General features: G+C 33.6%; 21 protein-coding genes. 9 read left to right on the top strand and 12 right to left on the bottom strand.

Annotated features, from left to right (window positions below):
• Together OLM53_RS08100 and OLM53_RS08095 are read left to right on the top strand one after the other, a co-directional pair.
• Positions 1-999 carry a type IX secretion system membrane protein PorP/SprF gene (locus OLM53_RS08100; RefSeq protein WP_264519733.1) on the top strand — a complete coding sequence of 333 codons (999 nt, stop codon included), beginning with the start codon at positions 1-3 and terminating at the stop codon, positions 997-999.
• 42 nt (positions 1,000-1,041) lie between these two features.
• Positions 1,042-1,557, top strand: coding sequence for a gamma carbonic anhydrase family protein (locus tag OLM53_RS08095; RefSeq protein ID WP_264519732.1), 516 nt, complete (start codon positions 1,042-1,044; stop codon positions 1,555-1,557).
• Between the two features lie 94 nt (positions 1,558-1,651).
• On the opposite strand, the gene murI is transcribed toward OLM53_RS08095, so the two are convergent.
• From murI to OLM53_RS08055, 8 genes are all read right to left on the bottom strand, one after another.
• Complete coding sequence (gene murI, locus OLM53_RS08090) at positions 1,652-2,431, bottom strand: glutamate racemase (protein WP_264519731.1); 780 nt, start codon at positions 2,429-2,431, stop codon at positions 1,652-1,654.
• A gap of 82 nt (positions 2,432-2,513) precedes the next feature.
• Positions 2,514-3,014 carry an OmpH family outer membrane protein gene (locus OLM53_RS08085; protein WP_264519730.1) on the bottom strand — a complete coding sequence of 167 codons (501 nt, stop codon included), beginning with the start codon at positions 3,012-3,014 and terminating at the stop codon, positions 2,514-2,516.
• Positions 3,015-3,047: 33 nt separating this feature from the next.
• Positions 3,048-4,037: an OmpH family outer membrane protein gene (locus OLM53_RS08080; protein WP_264519729.1), complete on the bottom strand. Its 990-nt coding sequence runs from the start codon at positions 4,035-4,037 to the stop codon at positions 3,048-3,050.
• Positions 4,038-4,073: 36 nt separating this feature from the next.
• On the bottom strand, positions 4,074-6,809 hold the full coding sequence (locus OLM53_RS08075) for an outer membrane protein assembly factor (protein ID WP_264519728.1): 2,736 nt from the start codon (positions 6,807-6,809) through the stop codon (positions 4,074-4,076).
• The gene (locus OLM53_RS08070; RefSeq protein WP_264519727.1) at positions 6,742-7,482 is read right to left on the bottom strand and encodes an isoprenyl transferase; all 741 of its coding nucleotides are present in this window, start codon (positions 7,480-7,482) and stop codon (positions 6,742-6,744) included. Before OLM53_RS08070 ends, OLM53_RS08075 begins: the two co-directional genes overlap by 68 nt.
• Positions 7,483-7,485: 3 nt before the next feature.
• On the bottom strand, positions 7,486-8,172 hold the full coding sequence (locus tag OLM53_RS08065) for a DUF6089 family protein (protein ID WP_264519726.1): 687 nt from the start codon (positions 8,170-8,172) through the stop codon (positions 7,486-7,488).
• A gap of 162 nt (positions 8,173-8,334) precedes the next feature.
• Positions 8,335-9,216, bottom strand: coding sequence for an NAD kinase (locus OLM53_RS08060; protein ID WP_264519725.1), 882 nt, complete (start codon positions 9,214-9,216; stop codon positions 8,335-8,337).
• Between the two features lie 3 nt (positions 9,217-9,219).
• Positions 9,220-9,879, bottom strand: a complete 660-nt coding sequence (locus OLM53_RS08055) for a CBS domain-containing protein (RefSeq protein ID WP_264522434.1) — start codon at positions 9,877-9,879, stop codon at positions 9,220-9,222.
• A 115-nt stretch (positions 9,880-9,994) separates the two neighbouring features.
• Between OLM53_RS08055 and OLM53_RS08050 the strand changes: the two genes are divergently transcribed.
• The 6 genes from OLM53_RS08050 to clpX all read left to right on the top strand — a co-directional run bounded on the left by OLM53_RS08050 (position 9,995) and on the right by clpX (position 15,505).
• Positions 9,995-10,708: a pyridoxine 5'-phosphate synthase gene (locus OLM53_RS08050; RefSeq protein WP_264519724.1), complete on the top strand. Its 714-nt coding sequence runs from the start codon at positions 9,995-9,997 to the stop codon at positions 10,706-10,708.
• Positions 10,708-11,475: an alpha/beta fold hydrolase gene (locus OLM53_RS08045; RefSeq protein WP_264519723.1), complete on the top strand. Its 768-nt coding sequence runs from the start codon at positions 10,708-10,710 to the stop codon at positions 11,473-11,475. The genes OLM53_RS08050 and OLM53_RS08045 overlap by 1 nt, the downstream gene beginning before the upstream one ends.
• 25 nt (positions 11,476-11,500) lie before the next feature.
• Positions 11,501-11,845, top strand: coding sequence for a phage holin family protein (locus OLM53_RS08040; RefSeq protein WP_264519722.1), 345 nt, complete (start codon positions 11,501-11,503; stop codon positions 11,843-11,845).
• A 91-nt stretch (positions 11,846-11,936) separates the two neighbouring features.
• Positions 11,937-13,271: a trigger factor gene (gene tig / locus OLM53_RS08035; RefSeq protein ID WP_264519721.1), complete on the top strand. Its 1,335-nt coding sequence runs from the start codon at positions 11,937-11,939 to the stop codon at positions 13,269-13,271.
• Between the two features lie 263 nt (positions 13,272-13,534).
• Entirely contained in the window at positions 13,535-14,191 is a 657-nt protein-coding gene (gene clpP, locus OLM53_RS08030) for an ATP-dependent Clp endopeptidase proteolytic subunit ClpP (protein ID WP_264519720.1), read from the top strand.
• A 75-nt stretch (positions 14,192-14,266) separates the two neighbouring features.
• Positions 14,267-15,505: an ATP-dependent Clp protease ATP-binding subunit ClpX gene (gene clpX, locus OLM53_RS08025; RefSeq protein ID WP_264519719.1), complete on the top strand. Its 1,239-nt coding sequence runs from the start codon at positions 14,267-14,269 to the stop codon at positions 15,503-15,505.
• A 40-nt stretch (positions 15,506-15,545) separates the two neighbouring features.
• Here the strand turns inward: clpX and OLM53_RS08020 are convergent, their stop codons facing one another.
• The 4 genes from OLM53_RS08020 to OLM53_RS08005 form a co-directional block, all read right to left on the bottom strand.
• Positions 15,546-17,762, bottom strand: coding sequence for a TonB-dependent receptor domain-containing protein (locus OLM53_RS08020; RefSeq protein WP_264519718.1), 2,217 nt, complete (start codon positions 17,760-17,762; stop codon positions 15,546-15,548).
• 73 nt (positions 17,763-17,835) lie between these two features.
• Positions 17,836-18,717: a DMT family transporter gene (locus OLM53_RS08015; protein WP_264519717.1), complete on the bottom strand. Its 882-nt coding sequence runs from the start codon at positions 18,715-18,717 to the stop codon at positions 17,836-17,838.
• A complete protein-coding gene (locus OLM53_RS08010) occupies positions 18,714-18,854 on the bottom strand; it encodes a hypothetical protein (protein ID WP_264519716.1) in 141 nt (46 codons plus the stop codon). Before OLM53_RS08010 ends, OLM53_RS08015 begins: the two co-directional genes overlap by 4 nt.
• A 4-nt stretch (positions 18,855-18,858) precedes the next feature.
• A complete protein-coding gene (locus tag OLM53_RS08005; protein ID WP_264519715.1) occupies positions 18,859-20,385 on the bottom strand; it encodes a GH3 auxin-responsive promoter family protein in 1,527 nt (508 codons plus the stop codon).
• A gap of 80 nt (positions 20,386-20,465) precedes the next feature.
• On the opposite strand from OLM53_RS08005, the gene OLM53_RS08000 reads away from it, so the two are divergent.
• Positions 20,466-21,260 carry a DUF2797 domain-containing protein gene (locus OLM53_RS08000; RefSeq protein WP_264519714.1) on the top strand — a complete coding sequence of 265 codons (795 nt, stop codon included), beginning with the start codon at positions 20,466-20,468 and terminating at the stop codon, positions 21,258-21,260.
• Positions 21,261-21,268: the final 8 nt, after the last annotated feature.

Here is a 21,268-nt window from a genome sequence, read left to right as displayed (position 1 = left end):
ATGAATTTTAGAAAGATTTATTTATTAGCACTGCTTATTGTAGCACAATTTTCACATTCGCAGGAATCATTGCCGGTTTATTCGGATTACTTATCGGATAATTATTATTTGCTTCACCCTTCAATGGCTGGTGCAGCTAATTGTGCAAAACTTAGATTAACCGCAAGACAACAATGGTTAGGTCAAAAAGATGCGCCTGCATTACAAACTTTGAGCTTTAATGGAGCTTTAGGTGAAAGATCTGGTGGTGGGGTTATTATTTATAATGATAGAAATGGTTATCATTCTCAAACAGGAATGAAGTTAACTTATGCACATCATATTATGTTTTCTCGTGATAATGTTGATTTAAATCAACTTTCTTTTGGAATGAGTGCAGGATTTGTTCAAAGTAATTTAGATGAAACTACTTTTTATGATAATAATCCTGGTTTTGATCCTGTAGTTTTTGGTTCTATTCAAAAGTCAACTTATTTTAATGTTGATATTGGAGCATCTTATAATTTCCTTGATTTCTATGTTCATTTTACAGTAAAAAATGCATTAGCAAGTGAAAGAAAATTATATACAGGGAGTGAGCCTGTGAATCTTAAAAGAGCCATTTTTAATGCTGGATATACTTTTGGAGATGTTGATAGAATTCAATGGGAACCTTCGTTTATGTTTCAATTAGTTACTTTAACACAAGAAAAGACTATAGATTTAAATTTGAAAGCATACAAAGAGTTGGATTTTGGAAAATTATGGGGTGGTATATCATACAGAAGAAGTCTTGATGGAGCTCAATATGTTCAAGGAAATGGAGTTGCCGATCAGAAGTTGCAATATATAACGCCTATAGTAGGAATAAATTTTAAAAATTACGTTTTCTCCTATACTTATTCTCATTTATTAGGAACAGTTAAATTTGATTCTGGAGGATTTCATCAAATAACGTTAGGTTTAAATCTATTCTGTAAACCAGAAAAATATCACTGTAATTGTCCTGCTATTAATTAATTCACATAACTGTCCCGATTTATCGGGACAATTTTTTTAATTATGATACTCAAAGCTGTAAACGGTAAAAGTCCAAAAATTCCTGATGATTGTTTTATTGCTGAAAACGCTACTATTGTTGGTGATGTAGTATTGGGGAAATTATGTAGTGTATGGTTTAACGCTGTTATTCGTGGAGATGTGCATTATATTAAAATAGGAGAAAAGGTTAATATACAAGATGGAGCCATTATTCATTGCACTTATCAAAAACACCCAACAGAAATAGGGAATAATGTGTCTATCGGTCACAATGCTATTGTTCATGGTTGTAAAGTGCACGATAACGTCCTAATTGGAATGGGAGCTATTGTTATGGATAATTGTGTTATTGAAAGCAATTCTATTATTGCTGCAGGTGCTGTAGTTACTCAGAATACGATTGTTGAGTCGGGTACAATATATGCGGGTATTCCTGCTAAGAAAGTTAAAGACATAGATAAATCAGATTTCGCTGGGGAAATTGAGCGTATTTCTAATAATTACGTTATGTACTCTAGTTGGTTTAAAGAAGAATAAAAAGCCAAGAGTTTGAGATTAACCCTGATGGGAGCTTATACCTTGTATTGCGGACAGTAGGAAAATGGACTAAAAGATGCCTTATGTTGGGTTTCTAAAAGTCTTTTGCTATTACTTTAAATTTATCATTCAAAATAGTAGAAAGTACTAATGGATTTCCATTGGTATAAAAAATATTTCTCCCTTTTTCAGTTTGGGTGTTGAACCCGACTTTTTCATTTAACACATTTTTTGTCTGACGAGCTACGGCTTCCCCAGAATCAATGATTCCAATGCTTCTAGGGAGAATTTTTTTTATTTGTGGTACAAGATAGGGATAATGACTGCAACCAAGTACTAAATAGTCTATATTGGCGTCTATCATTGGTTTTAAATAACGATGAAGTAGTGAGTCCATCTCGGGAGAATTAATATCTCCATTTTCAATTAATGGAACTAAACCATGTCCTATTTGTTCTATAATTTTTGTGTCTTGAAATTTCTCAGCTGTTTTATGAAATAATTCGCTGTTCAGAGTTCCTTGGGTTGCTAAAATGCCTATGACATGATTTTGTGAATTAAGAGCTGCTGGTTTTATCGCAGGCTCGATACCAATAAAAGGAATATCGTATTTTGCTCTTAATTCTTTTATTGCGTTTGTAGTAGCCGTGTTACAAGCCACTACTATAATTTTGCAATTTTGATTCAAAAGGAACTCGGTATTTTTAATACTAAGTTGGATAATTTCTTCTTTCGATTTTTGACCATATGGAGCATTCTTACTGTCTGCAAGATAGATTGTGTCTTCATAGGGGAGTAAATCGTGAATTTCTTTCCAAATTGATGTTCCTCCAATTCCTGAGTCAAAAAGCCCTATAGGATTATTATTAATCATAATAACAAAAGTAAAAAAAAACTGCTCAACTAATTGAGCAGTTTTTTTTAATTATTTAGAAATTTTGAAATCTAAGTTTTGACTAAAAACCTAAATCTTTTTTAACATCAGCTGTTAAATCTGGACCATCAGCCAAAAGTAAATCAGCAACATTTAAAACATATTGATATCCTTTAGCTTTACCAACTTTAGCAATAGAAGCTTTGATTTTGTCCATTAATGGTTTTACCATGTCAGCTTCTTTCTTTTGCAATTCTTTTTGAGCGTTGTCTCTGTAATCAGTAATACGTTTTACTAAATCTTGAACTTCTGTTTGACGTGTTGCGTTAACTGCATCTGTTACAGTTGATGCTTCTTGATCATATTTTTTAATTTTGTTTTGATATTCTTCAGCCATTGTTTTGTATTCGGCATCATAAGTTCCGCTCAGTTTTTCTAATTGTTTTTGAGCATCAATCATTGCTGGCATTTTAGAAATTAGTTCATTTACATCTACATGTGCAGTTTTAGCTTGTGCATTTATTGTATAGCTTGTTCCTAAACATAACACTGTAGCTAGTAGTAATGATTTCAATCGTTTCATTTTAAAAAGTATTAATTATTATTATTTTATAGTTTACTCTGTTTTAGTTTTATTTTTCTCTTCTTTTGCTTTTTTAGCTGCTTCTCTATCTTCAAGTACTTTTCTCTTTTTTTCTTCTAAAGCTTTCTTTCTGTCTTCAAGAAGTTTTGCTCTTGCAGCAGCTTTTGCTTCTTTGCTATTTGTTATAGCTGTTGTATCGCTGGTTGTTTTCGTGTCAACAGGGTTGATTTTATCATTTGTTGTTTTATCACTAGCAGGAACCGTGCCATTTTTTTTCGCATTCTTTGCTTCTAGCAATTCTTTCCTTTTAGCTTCTTGTTCTGCTTTCTTAACTTCGGCCGCGGCTTTTCTTTCTGCCATAGCTTGTTCTCTAGCTTGTTTTTTTTCTTCTAGTGCTTTTTTACGAGCCACTAAAGTAGGATTTTCATCTGCAACATCTTCTTGATATTCTTTTTTTGCCTGTTCTTTTAATTGCTTATTACTTAGTTGTTCTCTTTTTTCAGCTCTAGTAATCGTTCTTATAACCTGATCGCTAATATCATGTCTTTTAGCAGCGAAAAGCATTGTTAAGTCAGAAGATTTATCAAAAACATAATCATATTTTTTTACTTCGGCAATATCTTGAACAGCAGTAAAGACTTGATCCTGAATAGGTTTAACTAAAACAGCTTTTTGGGTAATTAAATCACCGTTTGGTCCAAATTTTTTCTGTTGAAAGTCTAAAAGTTCATCTTCTTGAAATTTTATTTCTTCTTCACGCTCATCTATTAACTCTTTGGTTAATAAAGCTCTTTCTGTTTTTAAAGCATCTTTTAATTTTGCAATTTCTACTTTTTTAGCTTCAATGTCTTGTTTCCATTTTTGAGCTTTTTGCTCTAATTGACTCTTGGCTTCACTATAATCTGGAACATTTTGTAGAATATATTCCATGTCAATGTAACCAATTTTAATGCCTCTTGATTGCGCATTCATTTGAAACACTGAGGATAGAACCAGAATTGTTATTGCAAAATATTTTTTCATTCGATATATGATTTAGAAATATTGTACCAAATATAATTAAAATTGTTGACCAATTATAAAATGTGTTTCCCAACCATTTGGATTTGTATAACCAGGAATTGCATCAAAACCTTTAGCAAAGTCGATACCCAATAATCCAAAGGCAGGCATAAATATTCTCAATCCAAAGCCAGCAGAACGTTGTAAGACAAAAGGGTTGTAATCTTTAAAGGTATTATAAGATGATCCAGCTTCAAGAAATGACAATACATAAATGGATGCTGCCGCTTTTAATGTTATTGGATATCTTAGTTCTAATGAGAACTTATTATAAACTGTTGCACCATCTTGCGATGACAAAGATTGATTTGGATATCCTCTTAGCTGAACAACTTCTCTACCATCTAAGGCATAGTTGGCTAATCCGTCACCACCAAGGAAGAATCTTTCAAAAGGCACTAAACCTCTACCACTATTATAAGCTCCTAGATAACCAAATTCACCAAGTGTTCTTAATACTAATTTTCCAGCTAATTTGGAATACCAATCAGCCTTAAACTTCACTTTGTAATATTCAAGCCATTTGAATTTTTCTTGGTCAACTTTTGCTCTATCAGCAGTTGCTTGAGTATAATCTGAGCCCACTGTTTGATAAACACCAGATGTTGTTGTTTGAACTAAATAATCACCGATGGCTGCTTGTTGTCCAGTAGATGTTGGAATAATAGTTAAACCATCATTTTCTGTATGAGTAAGTTTATAATCTTTTTGGTTTTCTAAATCACCATAATTAATATTATTAAATAAAGAATAAGGTAAAGTAAATTTAGCGGTAAGACTAAACTCTGAACCAGATGTTGGAAAAATAGGGTTAACGCCTTTATTGTTACGAGTCAATCCAAGAGTATACGCTAAATTTCTTGATGACCCATTACCGAATGTAAATAAACCAGTGTTGTAATTATTCAAATTGTAATATTGAAAACTTACAGAGCTTGAGAATACAAAATAATCATCGGGAATAGTTAATCTTTTAGCAATTCCTAAAGACAGAGAAGTAATATTAAAACTTCTGCTTTTGTCTACATTGGCTGAACTTCCTGAATAAAGATATTGTTTACTTTGTGATATTGAACTCGAAAATTGTATTGGTTTTTTTCCGCCAAGCCATGGTTCAGAAAACGACAAACTATAGGTTTGGAAAAAGGAACTAGCTTGTAAACGAAGGGATACTTTTTGTCCATCCCCCATTGGTAGAGGTCTGTAGGCTTCTTTTTTAAACATATTTCTGGCCGAAAAATTATTAAAAGACAATCCTAATGTCCCAATAAATCCACCACCACCATAACCTCCTTGAAGCTCAATCTGACTAGATCCTTTTTCTACAACATTGTATTCAATATCAACAGTTCCAGCTGAAGGATCAACATTTTTAAATTTAGGATCTATCGCTTCTGGGTCAAAGAAACCTAGTTGTCCTATTTCTCTAATAGTTCTAACTAAATCTTCCTTGCTATACTTTTGTCCTGGTTTAGTTCTTAATTCTCTATAAATTACTCTGTCATTGGTTTTGTCATTCCCAACAACGGTTATATTATTAAAATAAGCAATTGGACCTTCGGTAACTCTTATTTCAAAATCGATCGTGTCATTCGCTGTTTTTACTTCCACCGCGTTAACATTTGAAAACAAATAACCGTTATTTTGGTATAAATTGGTAAGATCTTCCCCGTCAGGTTTTTTCTTATCAGAAATTCTTTTTTCTAATAATACACCATTATAAGTATCTCCTTTTTTGATGCCTAAAACTCTACTTAATAATTGATCAGAATAAACAGAATTTCCAAGGAATTTTATATTCCCAAAATGATATTTTCTTCCTTCTTCTACTTTAATATTGATAGCAAGTTTTGTTTTCTTTTTGTTTAGAAATACGGAGTCTGTTATGATACGGGCATCTCTATATCCTTTTTCTTTATATTTATCAAGAACAGAAGTTAAGTCTTCTTGATATTTTTCTTTAATATATTTTGAAGCTTTAAATATTCGAATAGGGTTGATTTGTTTGGTGTTTTTCATCGCGCTTCTCAGACTTTTATCTGAGAATTTTTCGTTGCCTTCGAAATTAATTTTCGAAACTTTCAACTTATCGCCTTTATCTATATTAACAATCATTTTTACTTGATTGCCTTCTGTGGTATCAGGAATGGTTTGGATGAAAACTTTAGTACTGTAGTACCCATCTTTTTTATATTTGTTTTCGATATAGTTTTTTGTGGTAGTTATTAAATTTTCATTTACAATTTTTCCTTTTGTTAATGAGTTGTCCTTAATAAGACCTTCTATCTTTGATTTTTTTACGCCACGTATTTTCGCTTCACTCAGTTTTGGTAGCTCTACTATGTTTAAATCCAACCAAATACTATCGCCTTCTGTTTTATTGATATAAAAATCAATGTCACTAAAAAGACCAAGTTTCCCTAGTTTTTTAATAGCATTACTAATTTCTTCTCCAGGAACTGAAATTTGTTGTCCTTTTTCTAAACTAGCAAAAGTTACAACAGTTTGTTGGTTGTAACTAATTTTACCATTTACTTTTACATCAGCTAAAATATATTTTTTACCTTGATCAAACGGAATTCTTTCTTGGGCTTGTAATTGAAAAACACTTCCAAACAATAGTATAGTTAGAAATGTTTTTAAAGATTTAATCTGCACTGAATTTTTATTTAATTTGTTCACTTGTCTTTCCAAAACGGCGTTCTCTTTTTTGATAACTAACGATAGCTTCATATAAATCATCTTCTTTAAAATCGGGCCACAATACCTCAGTAAAATAAAATTCCGCATAAGCTATTTGCCATAACAAAAAATTACTAATCCGGTGTTCACCACTGGTTCTAATCACTAAATCTACATCGGGTAAATTTCGCGTGTAAAGATGCTCATTTATAATTGATTCATCAATAGTGTCTATAGAAATTATATTATTTTTAACTTTCTCACTAATAATTTTAACAGCATTTAACAATTCTTCTCTTGAACCATAGCTTAAAGCTAAAGTTAAGGTCATTCTGCTGTTATTTTTTGTTTTTTCGATAACGGATAAAAGCTCTTTTTTTGCTTTTTCAGGAAGCAAGTCAATGTTTCCAATACAGTTTAATCGAATGTTGTTTTTTTCTAAAGTTGCTAATTCATTTTTTAATGAATTGACTAATAACTTCATTAAAGTATCTACTTCTAATTTGGGTCTGTTCCAGTTTTCAGTAGAAAAGGCATACAGTGTAAGGTTTTCGATGCCTAATTTAGCACAGGTTTCAACAGTAACTCTAACCGATTTTGTGCCATTTTCATGTCCAAATGCTCTAAGTAACCCTTTTTGTTTAGCCCAACGGCCATTGCCATCCATGATAATGGCTAGGTGTTTTGGTAAATTGTTTTTGTCTATGGTTTCTAGTAAGCTCATTATTTAATCAGAACAATAGCAAGGTTTTTCTCCAAAGGTGTACGTTATTGTAAATCCTGTGAATACATACCAATCTTTACTATGTATATTCCCAAATTTTAAGGGTTCTAAATTATTATTTTTAGGTAAACTACCATCCAAATTGTCAGTGAAAGTATATCTTGCTCCCACTTCAACGCCAAGCACGATATTTTCAAAAACATTACTTTTAACTCCCACAATCATAGGAATGGCAAATGTACTTGACCTGTAATCAAACTTAGTTTCTCCATTTAAAACAAATAATTCATTGTAAATGAAATACGTAAGTCCAGAATACACATAGGGCGTTACCTTTTTCTTCAATTCTTCATGAAGATTAAAATCAAAAAAATTAAATTCTAATCCCGCAGAAAACTCTTTTATATCATTTTCAAATCGATATCCTCTTTGAACTCTTGCTGGCACATCTGAATCTAAATCATTTGCCGCAATGGTTGACTGCATATAAGAAAACCTATAGGAGTGTCTAGGACTTTTATTCCATTTATATAAAACGCCAAAGGCTAATTTATTTGGATCAACATAGGTGGTTTTACCCACATCTCCAATATAATTGCTTCCGCCTAAGAAAACACCAATTTCGTGAATTTGTGCATTCGAAATATTATGGAAAATCAAACAAAAAAATAATACTAAAATCTTTTTCATTAAATTGAAAATAGCGTGCAAATATAATAATTCTCAGTACTTATCTAACATGATTTTTGTATTTCTGTTAAATAAAATAAAGCACTGATTATTATTGGTGTTACAATGGTTTGTATTCTAAACGGAAATTTTAGAATTGTAGTATAAAAACGGGTAAATTTTTTAGTTTCTTTTATCCTCTCCCCAAAGTAATTTGTTGCGAAGTGTTTTCAAAAAAGTCTCTTCAAGAATTTCTACCATATTAATTTTGAATGGTGTTTTCTTGATGATTAATTCAGCATTGTTATTTACTGAAGTTATGCGGGAGTCTAAAGAAACCAAGTATTGCTCCTCTCTCCCCGAAACTTTAAGTTTTATTTCAGTATCATCCGGAATGACAAGTGGTCTGGCATTAAGATTGTGAGGCGCAATTGGAGTGATAACTATTCCTTTTACATCAGGAGTTAGAATTGGTCCACCACAACTTAGGGAATACCCAGTGGAACCCGTTGGCGTAGAAATAATTAAACCATCAGCCCAATAAGAATTTAAATATTCTCCGTTTAAATACGTTTCAATAGTAATCATCGAAGTGGTTTCTTTTCGACTTACGGAAACTTCATTCATCGCAAAATTGATGTCAATATCTGTATTAGCTGGATTAGTTTCTAGGCTTAATAAAGTTCTTTCGGAGATGGTATATTTTTTTTCTAAAACTATTTGAAGAAATGCCGCAATATTTTCTTTTTGAACTTTGGCTAAGAAACCAAGTCTTCCTGCGTTTACCCCAAGAATAGGAATGCCGGAATCGCGAACAAAAGTAGCCGCTCTTAGAATAGTTCCATCACCACCAATGCTAATCAGAATGTCAAAACTACTGTCTAAATCTTTATAGCTAGCGAATGTATTGTATTTTTTACCTACAATCTCTTCTTCATATAATATCTTCAAAAATTTTTCTTCAATCACCAACTCGACATTGTTTCTGTTGAAAAAAACAAAAATATCCTTGATAATGGGTCGAGTGTCGTTTTGATAATATTGTCCGAAGATGGCAACTTTCATAGTTTACATGTTTAAATACTTATCCAAATACTCAGAACGTTCTTTTAAGGTATTTAAGTAGTCGTCTTCTTGATGCTCCGAAATAATTTCATAATTATAACGACGAAACGATTGGATAATTTCATTCGTGCTGCCCGGAGTTGTTTTAACGGTTACTTGAACTTTGTCATTATTGGCTTCTGAAACAAAAACCCCCAATAATTTACCATTATTACTTTCTACAATTTGGGTAATCTGACTCATCGAATAATCAGCGGTTGGTTTTTCAACCACAATAATCTCTCCTGTTTCTTTAAGAAATGGAGTCTCATTTAAAAATTTGATGATGTCAGTTACTTCATAATAACCAATGTATTTATTGTCTTCATCTAAAATAGGGACAATGTTGGCATTATTTCTGGCAATAACTTCTAAAACATCTAACCAAATCATAGAGCTTCTCACAAAAAAACCTTCTAAAGCATAGCGGTAATCAGCAATGGTTTTCTGTGTTTCGAATGTTTCGGCATCTACTGCAGAAATACATCCTAAATACACCCCATTATCCATAACAGGGAAATGAGAATAAGTACAGTCAGCAAAGAAATCTTGAATCTCTGCCACAAACTCTGAAGATGGGAAAGGTTTAAAATCGTTATTGATATACTCGGAAAGGTGTCTCATGTATTCTTTATCTTTTAGCGACTGCAAAATAATCAAATTTTGGGACATGATGACTTGCTTAACTTTGTATTTTTGTAATCAAATTTTCAAAGTAGAATTGACAACCCAAAAGTTCATGACAAAATTAAGCGTAAACATTAATAAAATAGCCACTTTGCGAAATGCAAGAGGAGGCAATGTCCCCGATTTATTGCAAGTGGCCAAAGACATTCAAAAATTTGGAGCACAAGGCATCACCATTCATCCAAGACCTGATGAAAGGCATATCCGCTACCAAGATGCTCGTGATTTAAGACCCATTGTGTATACCGAATTTAATATTGAAGGGAATCCACAACATAATTTTATCGATTTGGTTTTGGAATGTAAACCAGAACAAGTGACTTTAGTGCCTGATGCTATTGGAGCGATTACTTCCTCTGCAGGCTGGGATACCATTAAAAACCAATCGTATTTAACCGAAGTAATTCAAGAATTTCAGCGCAACGGAATAAGAACTTCCATTTTTGTTGACCCAATTTTGGAAATGATTGAAGGAGCCCAAAAAACTGGGACAGACCGAATCGAGTTATATACGGAAGCTTTTGCACATCAATACGGTTTAGGAAATCATAGCGCTATTGAACCTTATACCAAAGCATCAGTTTTGGCCAACGATTTAGGACTAGGAATTAACGCCGGGCACGATTTAAGTTTGGATAACATAAAGTTCTTCAAAGAAAATATTCCTGGTTTATTAGAAGTTTCCATCGGACATGCCTTGATTTCAGAAGCTTTGTACCTTGGTTTGGATAATGTAGTGAATATGTATCTTCAAAAATTGAAATAATGCTATTACACTCCAGAATCGAAGGCGAAGGCAAGCCCCTTATTATCATACACGGTTTTATCGGAATGTCAGATAACTGGAAATCCTTCGGGTCACTTTATGCAGCAGAAGGGTTTCAAGTGCATATGATTGACTTAAGAAATCACGGAAAAAGTTTTCATTCGGATGATTTCAATTATAAGGTGATGTCCGATGATTTATTGGAATATTGTCATAGCCATAATTTGAATAACATCAATATCATTGGACATTCTATGGGAGGGAAAGTAGCCATGCTTTTTGCCACAACTTATCCTGAAATGGTCGACAAATTAATCGTTGCCGATATAGGTCCGAAATATTACGCTCCCCATCATCAAGATATTCTAGCCGGATTGAATGTCGTGGATTTTGCTACAAAACCAGACAGAGCTTCAGTAGAAGAAACGCTTTATCCTTTTATTCCTGATTTTGGTACCCGCCAATTTTTAATGAAAAACTTATATTGGATAGAACCAGGACAATTGGCTTTTCGATTTAATTTACCCGTTTTTAATGCTAAAATTGAATCCATCGGAGAAGCTTTGCCAGAAGAAAATCAATTTGACAAACCAACGCTCTTCATCCGTGGAGGCAATTCCAGATATGTTTTGGATACAGACTTGCCTGAAATCAAAAAGCATTTTCCTAACTTTGAATTAGCAACCATTCCTAATGTGGGACATTGGCTGCACGCCGAAAACCCAAAATTGTTTTTTGAAGCAACGGCAAGGTTTTTGACAAAGTAAAAAAATTAAAATAAAATACCTCTTTATGAAACTACTCATTAGAATATTCATTACCGCACTTTTAGTTATGGCTATTGCCTATATTATGAAAGGAGTTGTAGTTGACGAATTTACAACAGCCCTTACCGTGGCTATCGTTTTAGCACTACTTAACTTTTTTGTAAAACCTATTTTAGTACTTTTTACATTACCAGTAACTTTCTTTACTTTAGGCTTGTTTTTGCTGGTCATCAATGCCGTAATTATATTGCTTTGCGATCATTTTGTGGATGGCTTTAGTGTCAATTCCTTTTGGACGGCCATGTTGTTTAGTATCATCTTATCGCTTTCGCAATCACTGGTTTATCAAATCACGGGCGAAGCAAAATAAAAGGCTAAAAATCAATAAAATAAAAACTTGGTTGGGTTGTAGAAATGTTATAATTTTGCAACCCAATTTTAGTATGTAAAAAACACAAGAAATGAACATCACAAGAAATAATGTAGACGCGTTAAATGCTGTAGTTACTGTAGAAGTATCTAAATCGGATTACGCAGAAAAAGTAGAGAAAGTATTAGCAGACTATAGAAAAAATGCTGCTATTCCTGGTTTCAGAAAAGGAGCAGTGCCGATGAGTTTAATCCACAAACAATATGGAAAAGCTGTATTGTTAGATGAAGTAAACAAATTGCTACAAGACAATTTAAACAAGTATTTAGTAGAAGAAAAATTAGATATCCTTGGAAATCCATTACCTAAAGTAACGGAAGATTTCAATTGGGATGTAGAAGATTATAAATTTGAATTCGAATTAGGATTAGCTCCTGAGTTCAAAGTAGATTTAACTGCAAAAAATGATTTGGTACAATACAAAATTGTAGCCGATGACAAAATGTTGAACGATCAAGTAGCTCGTATCCAAAAACAATACGGAAAACTAATAGCTAAAGACACCGTTGAAGAAGGAAACGATGTTTCTGGAATTTTTGCTAATGAAGAAAAAGGCATCAACAACAGAACGACTTTATCATTAGATACTTTCGCTGACAAGAAAACGGCAAAAGCATTCATCGGTAAAAAAGTAGGTGATGTAGTGACTTTAAAAACTAAAGGGTTATTTGATGACGATCACAAACTAATGGACGTTTTGGCCATCGGTCATGATGACGTTCACGGTTTAGATGTTGAAGTAACATTTACAATTGATGAAGTAGTAGGTCACGAACTAGCCAATTTAGACCAAGAATTATTCGATAAATTATTCGGGCCAAAAGTAATTACTTCGGTTGCCGAATTAAAAGCCAAAATTAAAGAAGACGCTGAGAAACAATTCGAACAACAAGCGGATCAAAAATTCTTAAACGATGTGACCGAGTTCTTAATTGCTAACACTAAGTTTGATTTGCCAGCTGAATTCTTGAAAAAATGGATTCAAACAGCAGGTGAAAACCCATTAAACGCAGAAGAAGCGGAAGCAGAATATAACAAATCAGAAAACGGGTTACGTTACCAATTAATCGAAGGAAAAATTATTGCTGACAACAGTTTGCAAATTACTTTCGAAGACTTGAAAGCCTATACTTCTGAGGTAATCAAAAAACAAATGGCGCAATTCGGGCAAATGAATCCAACCGATGAAGATGTGCAAGGAATTGTAGCTCGAGTAATGTCAAACCAAGATGAAGTACGTCGTTTGTCAGAGCAAGTAATGAACGAAAAAATGCTAAACTTATTCAAGGATAAAGTAAAAGCTAAATCAAAAGAAGTAAGCTATGATGAATTCATCAAAGCCATGTATGGTGAATTAAAACACTAAGATTATCTAATAATTATTATATTTGAGCGTCAAAGTAATTTGGCGCTTTTTATTTGAAGCTAATCCGGCTATCCGCTATATCTTTTTATTGTTTGTCACCCTGAGTGCAGTCGAAGGGCTTTTCCTTAAACAATAAAAAGGATGCCGCTCCTATCCGGGCTAGGGTTTCGGTTTTACCGACACTATGTCACCTTATAAAACAAGGCACGAACTTTGACTAAAACAAAACAGATTTAATAAACTTAAAATACATAACTAATACAATGGACTACGGAAAAGAATTTAAAAAATTTGCTACCAAAAAACACGGTGTAAACAGTTTATATTACGATAAAATCGTGGGTAGTATGACACCTTATATTATTGAAGAACGCCAAATGAATGTGTCGCAACTAGACGTTTTCTCTCGTTTGATGATGGATAGAATCATCTTCATGGGAACAGGAGTTGACGATTATATGGCCAACATTATCCAAGCACAATTGTTGTTTTTGGAAAGTGTTGATGCTTCCAAAGACATCCAAATCTACATCAACTCTCCTGGAGGAAGTGTTTACGCTGGATTAGGAATTTACGACACCATGCAATACATCAGACCTGATGTAGCTACAATTTGTACCGGTATGGCAGCCTCTATGGGAGCTGTGTTACTTTGTGCTGGTGCTGCTGGAAAACGTTCGGCTTTACCGCATTCAAGAGTTATGATTCACCAACCATCAGGAGGAGCTTCAGGTGTGGCGACTGATATGGAAATCAACTTGAAAGAAATGTTGAAATTAAAAGACGAATTGTACCAAATCATTTCACACCATTCCGGTCAAACTTTTGATAAAGTACACAAAGATTCAGAACGCGATTATTGGATGATTGCCGATGAAGCGAAGGAATACGGAATGATTGATGAAGTGTTAAGAAGATAAATTCAGTTCACAGTTTACAGTCTCAGTTTACCGAAAAGTGACTGAGACTGCAACTGCAACTGCTAACTAAAAATAATGGCAAAACAAGTTTTAGAATGTTCCTTTTGTGGACGAAAAAAACCAGAAACTAATTTATTAATTGCTGGGGTAAATGCGCATGTTTGTGATCGATGTATTGAGCAGGCACACGGAATTGTGATGGAAGAATTAAAGTCGAACTCGGCTTTAGCTATGAAATCAACAACGGATTTAGTTTTAAAAAAGCCAAAAGAAATTAGAGCTTTCTTAGATCAATATGTGATTGGTCAAGACCAAACTAAAAAAGTGATGTCGGTTGCCGTGTACAATCATTACAAAAGATTGATGCAATTGCAACACGAAGAAGATGTTGAAATCGAAAAAAGCAACATTATCATGGTAGGACAAACCGGAACTGGAAAAACATTGGTGGCTAAAACCATTGCTCGAATGCTTGAAGTTCCTTTAGCTATTGTAGATGCCACGGTTTTGACAGAAGCTGGTTATGTAGGTGAAGATGTGGAAAGTATCTTAACTCGTTTGTTACAAGCCGCGGATTATGATGTAGCCAAAGCCGAAAGAGGAATTGTATTCATTGACGAAATTGATAAAATTGCTCGCAAAAGCGATAATCCATCCATAACTCGTGATGTTTCTGGAGAAGGAGTGCAACAAGCCCTTTTGAAATTGCTTGAAGGAACAGTGGTTAATGTGCCGCCAAAAGGAGGAAGAAAACATCCAGATCAAAAATTCATCGAAGTCAATACCAAAGACATTTTGTTTATCGCTGGGGGTGCTTTTGATGGAATAGAAAGAATTATTTCTAAAAGATTGAATCGTCAAGCCATCGGGTATTCTACTTCTAAAAATGCGGAAGGCATTGATAAAAACAATTTACTGCAATACATTATCCCGAAAGACATCAAAGATTTTGGCTTAATTCCAGAAATCATAGGACGTCTTCCTGTATTAACCCACATGGATCCTTTAGATAAAGAGACCCTTCGTGCGATTTTAACCGAGCCAAAGAATGCCTTAATCAAACAATACGAAAAGCTGTTTGATATGGATGATGTTAAATTCACTATTTCTAACGAAGCCTTAGATTATATTGTAGAGAAAGCTTTGGAATACAAATTAGGAGCAAGAGGTTTACGTTCATTGTGTGAAGCGATACTCACAGACGCGATGTATGATTTGCCAAGTTCCGATGAAAAAACACTGCACATCGATTTAGATTATACGCACGATGCGTTGACTAAAAACTTATTAAAACGATTGGAAATAGCATCATAAAAAAATCCCTCAATTGAGGGATTTTTTTATGATTATTTGTCTATTTCAAGAAGCCTCCACCTGAGTTTTTCTTATCAACATCAATATCGGTATTTTCTTTTTTCAAAGCTAAGTTTCCAAAGTTATACACTAACGAAATTCTAAAAGTTCTGGAATCCGGCTTTTGATAAAACTTACTTTGAAGATTAGTGGAAGAAACGATAGCATTAATTTCATTAGTATTAAACACATCAAAACAATGCAAGCCTATTTTAAGATTTTTGTTTAAGAAATCTCTATTAAACGAAATATCAAATTCCTGAATGGTCTTAGTTATATTATAAATTTCCCAAGTGCCAGGAGGAGTGTAATTATAAGACAGTGTGTTTTTTATTTCCCAAGGCAGCATAATTTGCGCTTGAGCTGTGTAACTCCAAATAGGTTTAGTGTCAAAAGAAAAATTATACCCTTGAGTATCAAATTTAATATAATTGATATTGAAGAAGATGTAGTTCATCTTGTCCATATTAGCCATTCGCTTTTGGAACTCTTCTTTTCCTTTGAAGAAATAATCTAAAGGAATAGGGAAGGAAGCATAAAGACTCATAGTATTGATTTTGTCAAACTGTTTAAAGGTTTGATTACTTACCAATTCTCCCGGATTGGCATCAAAAATGAATTTGTTTACATCCTTAGCAATAGTATAATTACCACCCAATTGTACAAACTGAAAAGCCGTCAATTTTAACTCGAAGTTGTCAAAAAACGTTGGGTCCAAGAATGGATTTCCATTAGAAGAATTGTATTGGTCAAAGTTGGCAAAATTGTTAGGGTCTAAAGTATTATAATCGGCTTGCTGAATTTTTTTCGAATAGGAAGCTGATAGGTTTATGTTGTCATTGAACTCATACAAAGCACTAACATTTGGGAAGAAGTTACTGTTTTTGAAATTCACATTAGTTGTTGTGTTATTCTGAAGTGCAGCTCTATCTACTTTAAAATCCTCAAAACGGATTCCAGCTGTAAAGTTGAACTTCTTGATTTTTTTTCTAGCTTCAACATAAAAGGCTAGGTTGGTTTCTTTGAAATCAAAATCGGTAACCGAGTTAGCAGGGCTATTCAAATTATAAATTCCTTTATCATTTACTTTAATCAAATTGAATTTTCCTCCAGTATTCACTGAGAAATTGATCTTATTAAACGGAATCGCAAAGTCATATTTCAAATAATGATTAGCTAATTTGAAGTTTACATCGCCATTGTAGTAAGTAGGATTGCCATTGCTTAAACCGTTTGATTCTGTTTGTGGTTTTTTATCAAAAAAGTTGCTGAAAGCAGTGACATCTAATGTTCTTCCAATAGTGTCAAGTTTAGTCTTGAATTGCAAACTTATTTCGTGATTGTTGTTTTTGTTTTTGGACAAACTATTATTGGTATAATCAATTCCAGTTCCAGTAGTGCTTGACGTATTTACAAATCGGTCATTGGCTACGTTTACATTATAATTAAACAACAAATTTGATTTTTCACTCAACTTATAATTAGTACCAGTTCTGAAATAGAAATTACGATTGGTAATTACTGACAAATTATCTTGAATAAGATGCTCGTTAGGGGTAAAAGTAGTAAAGACTTGGTCGTTTTGAGTTTTGTTTTCTCCATCAATATAATTGTAGCCAATCATCGTTTGCCAACTCAAGTTTTTAACTTTCCCGTTCAATAAGATTTGTGGACTTGGCTTTTGATATTTATTAAAATTATAATTGATATTAAAACTAGCGTTGATGCCTTTCTTTCTTTTGGTACTGGTAATTATATTGATAATAGAACCACTAGCACTCGCATCAAAAGAAGCGCCAGGATTATAAATTAATTCCACCTTTTCAATAGAATTTGCAGGAAGCGTAGCGAGATAATTTTGCAAATCAGTTCCGCTTAATGTGCTCGGAGAACCATCAATATAAATGGTAACGCCTTTACTGTTTAAGGTTATACTTCCTGTTGGAGAGGTGATAACACCCGGGATTTTCTTTACGGCTTCTAAACTGCTTCCACTGTTAAGCATCGCGTTGTCTCGGACATTAATAGTAGTTTTGTCTGATTCTACTTTGAGATACTGTTTCTTGTTGCCGTAAACGGTAACTTCTGAAAGTTCGTTTGCTTTTTCTTTTGGGGGATTGGATTCTGTCTTTGGGGTTTCTTGACTTTTAGTCGGTGCTTCTTGTGCGAATATAAAACTCGTGGCAAGTAAACATAAGGTAATGCCTAGTGATTTCATTTGTGATTATTTTGATTGATGATTGTCGATAAGACTTTGCATCAAACAAATTGTTACAAGTCACAATAAAAAATTATTTGGTTTTTTTATAATTCACTATAATAACGCCACTTATGATTAGTGTTGCCGCCAAAATAATTCGGCCTGTAATTATTTCATCAAGAATTAACCAGCCTAAAAATAAAGCCACCACAACATTGACATAAGAGAGCACCGTAACTTTAGTAGAAGGTAATTGAGTCAACAGATAACTAAAGGCAACATACCCAGCAACGGAACCAAAAAGAGCTAAGTAAATCACAGCAAGAATACTTTTTGTACTCCAGGCTATCATAGAGATAGTGGGTGTTAAACTAAACTGAATGGCGGTTAAAATAACACCAGCAATCAGCATTTGGACACAAACATTCATCAGCATGGTTAAGGCATTTTCACGACCTCTTTTCATAATTATGGTTCCAAAGGCCCAAGCTAATATAGCTAGAAGAATAGCAAAAATACCTTGTCGGTATTCTGGAATTAACAAATCGGATAAACTACTTTGATAGATTAAGAAAATACCAAACATCCCTAATAGAATACCAATAACTGTTTTGAAAGATAGTTTCTCATAGCCTAAGATTAAATTCAAAACCAATACACAAAAAGGACAAAGCGTTGAGATTAAGGAAGCCAATCCGCTAGTAATATATTTTTCGGAATAGGTTGTCAAACCATTGGCCAAGACAATCATCAACAGTGAAAGAACAAAAGCGTGTAAAAACTGTCTCGGATTAACTCGTTCTAATTTTTTTTGGAATAACAAATAAAGAAATATAATAGATCCCGATATCAAATTCCGAATACCTGCTATAAGAAAAGGAGGCATAGTTTCAACAGCAACTCGAATGGCCAAGAAAGTAGTTCCCCAAAAGAAAGCTACACAAAATAAGGAGAGATAGAGTTTTGTTTTCAAGTAGTTGATTTGTTGATCATCGGTTTTTCTTTTTTTACATCAACCAAACATCTTCTTCCTGGTCCGCATCGCATTCGATGAGGTCCGCAAGAGTTTAGAATAGCTAAAAGAATACAATATAAAACAATTTTCTTCATACAATTATTTGACAACATCAAGCTGCATATTCTTTAATTGTTCCAAATAATCTCTTTGGTTTGAAAGACGTGGGATTTTATGTTGGCCGCCCAGTTTGTCGTTTTCTTTGAGCCAATCATAAAACAGATTTTCTCTTGCTACATTAACAGCCAAAGGATTTAGCGTCATATTGTTGTACCGTTTGGCTTCATAATCTGAGTTTAAAGACTGTAAATTTTCGTCTAACGTTTTTTGAAATAAAACGATGTCTTCGGGTTTTTTCTTAAACTCTATCATCCATTCATGGGATCCTTTTTCTTTACCTTTCATAAAAACGGGAGCCACGGTATAATCTTTTACTTCGCAATGTAAAGCAGAACAAGTTTTGGCCAATGCCATATCGGTATTTTCCACCATCAATTCTTCACCAAAAACGTTGATATAATGTTTGGTTCTTCCCGAAACACGAATTCTGTAAGGAGATAATGAAGTAAATCGAACGGTGTCTCCAATCAAATAACGCCAAAGACCCGCATTGGTAGTAATGACCACTGCATAATTTTTGAACAACTCAACATCGGAAAGTCGAATAACTTTTTGATTTTCGGTACCAAAAGTATCCATCGGAATGAATTCGTAGAAAATGCCATAGTCTAACATCAACAACAAATCATTGGAATAATTCAAATCTTGAATGGCGAAAAAACCTTCAGAAGCATTGTAAATCTCATAATACTTGAAATTATTTCTTGGTAAAATCTTTTGATATTGTTCACGATAAGGTTCAAAACTAACTCCTCCATGAAAATAAACTTCCAAATTAGGCCACAAATCAAACAAATTCTCTTTTCCCGTTTCCGACATGATGCGATTGAGTAAGACCAACATCCAAGAAGGAACACCAGCAAAACTGGTTACGTTTTCATTTTTGGTTTCGTTGATAATAGCTGTGAGTTTGGATTCCCATTCGCTCATTAACGATATTTTACTGCTCGGTGTACTGCTGAATTCTGCCCAAATAGGCATGTTTTCTATTAATATCGCAGACAAATCTCCAAAGTAAGTATTGTTGTTTTCGTATATCTGAGAACTGCCTCCTAAGCGTAAACTTTTTCCCAAGAACATATCTGAGTTTTCATTATTGTTCAAATACATGCATAACAAATCCTTGCTCCCTTTGTAATGACAATCCTCTAAAGCTTCGTTGCTTACGGGAATAAATTTACTTTTCGCATTGGTAGTTCCGCTTGATTTAGCAAACCATTTAATAGGGGTGTTCCAAAAAACATTTTGAGCTCCTTTTCGAGTAAGTTCAATCATTGGTTCTAAATCTTCATAGGAAGAGACAGGCACTCTCTCGGAAAAAGTTTGATACGATTTGATACTACTAAAATCATATTTCTGCCCAACAACCGTTTCTTCCGAAGAACGGATGAGATTCATCATCAACTCTTCTTGCACTTCATGAGGATATTTTAAAAACAACTCAATCTGATGAATGCGTTGTTTCAAAACCCAAGAAGCGATAGAATTGATTAAAGGAATCGGCATTTTTTGGAATTGGGAATTATGAATTACGAATTAGGAGTTATAACTTTACCAAATATAGGAAATAATCTTAAGAATAAAATATGACCTACGAAGGAGTGTTAACCAAAATGCAAACGGAATTCTTAAATCCGATTCAGTATTATTTGGTGTTTGAAAATAGTTTTTTGAGTTTAAATCAGTTGCTTGATAAATCTTTAGAAATCAATTTTATTGGTTATCAATGTTTGAATTGCGGCAAAAAGAAAAAAATATTCCGTCAAGGATTTTGTTATGATTGCTTTATGAGTTCAGCTGCAGCGGGAGATTGGATTATGAAGCCCGAATTAAGCACTGCGCATTTAGACATAGAAGACCGCGATTTAGAATATGAGAAGAAAGTGCAATTGCAACCTCACATTGTATATTTAGCCTTATCAAGTGAAGTGAAAGTGGGAGTTACAAGACAAACTCAAGTGCCCACACGATGGATTGATCAAGGGGCGGTGCAAGCCATTCCTATTGTAGAAGTTCCTAACAGGTATTTGGCTGGAATAACAGAGGTAGCTTTGAAAGACCATTATGCGGATAAAACGAATTGGCAAAAAATGCTAAAAAATGATATTCCTCAAGTCGATTTGCTCAAAGAAAAAGCTTCTTTACAATATATAATTCCAAAAGAAGTTCAAGAGTTTTATCATATTGATAAAGAAGATTTATATGAATTGCATTATCCTGTATTGCGTTATCCCACTAAAGTCAATAGCTTGAATTTGGATAAGTCACCTAATTTTTCAGGAAGATTAATGGGTATAAAAGGACAGTACCTAATTTTCGAAGACGGAACCGTTTTCAATGTTCGAACTTTTGAAGGCTATGTTGTAAAAATCAATATCTAAATAAAAAC

It is taken from the genome of Flavobacterium sp. N1994 (assembly GCF_025947145.1).
Classification (GTDB): Bacteria; Bacteroidota; Bacteroidia; order Flavobacteriales; family Flavobacteriaceae; genus Flavobacterium.
The sequence above is the reverse complement of the archived record's forward strand: the minus strand, read 5'-3'. Positions and strand labels throughout refer to the sequence as shown.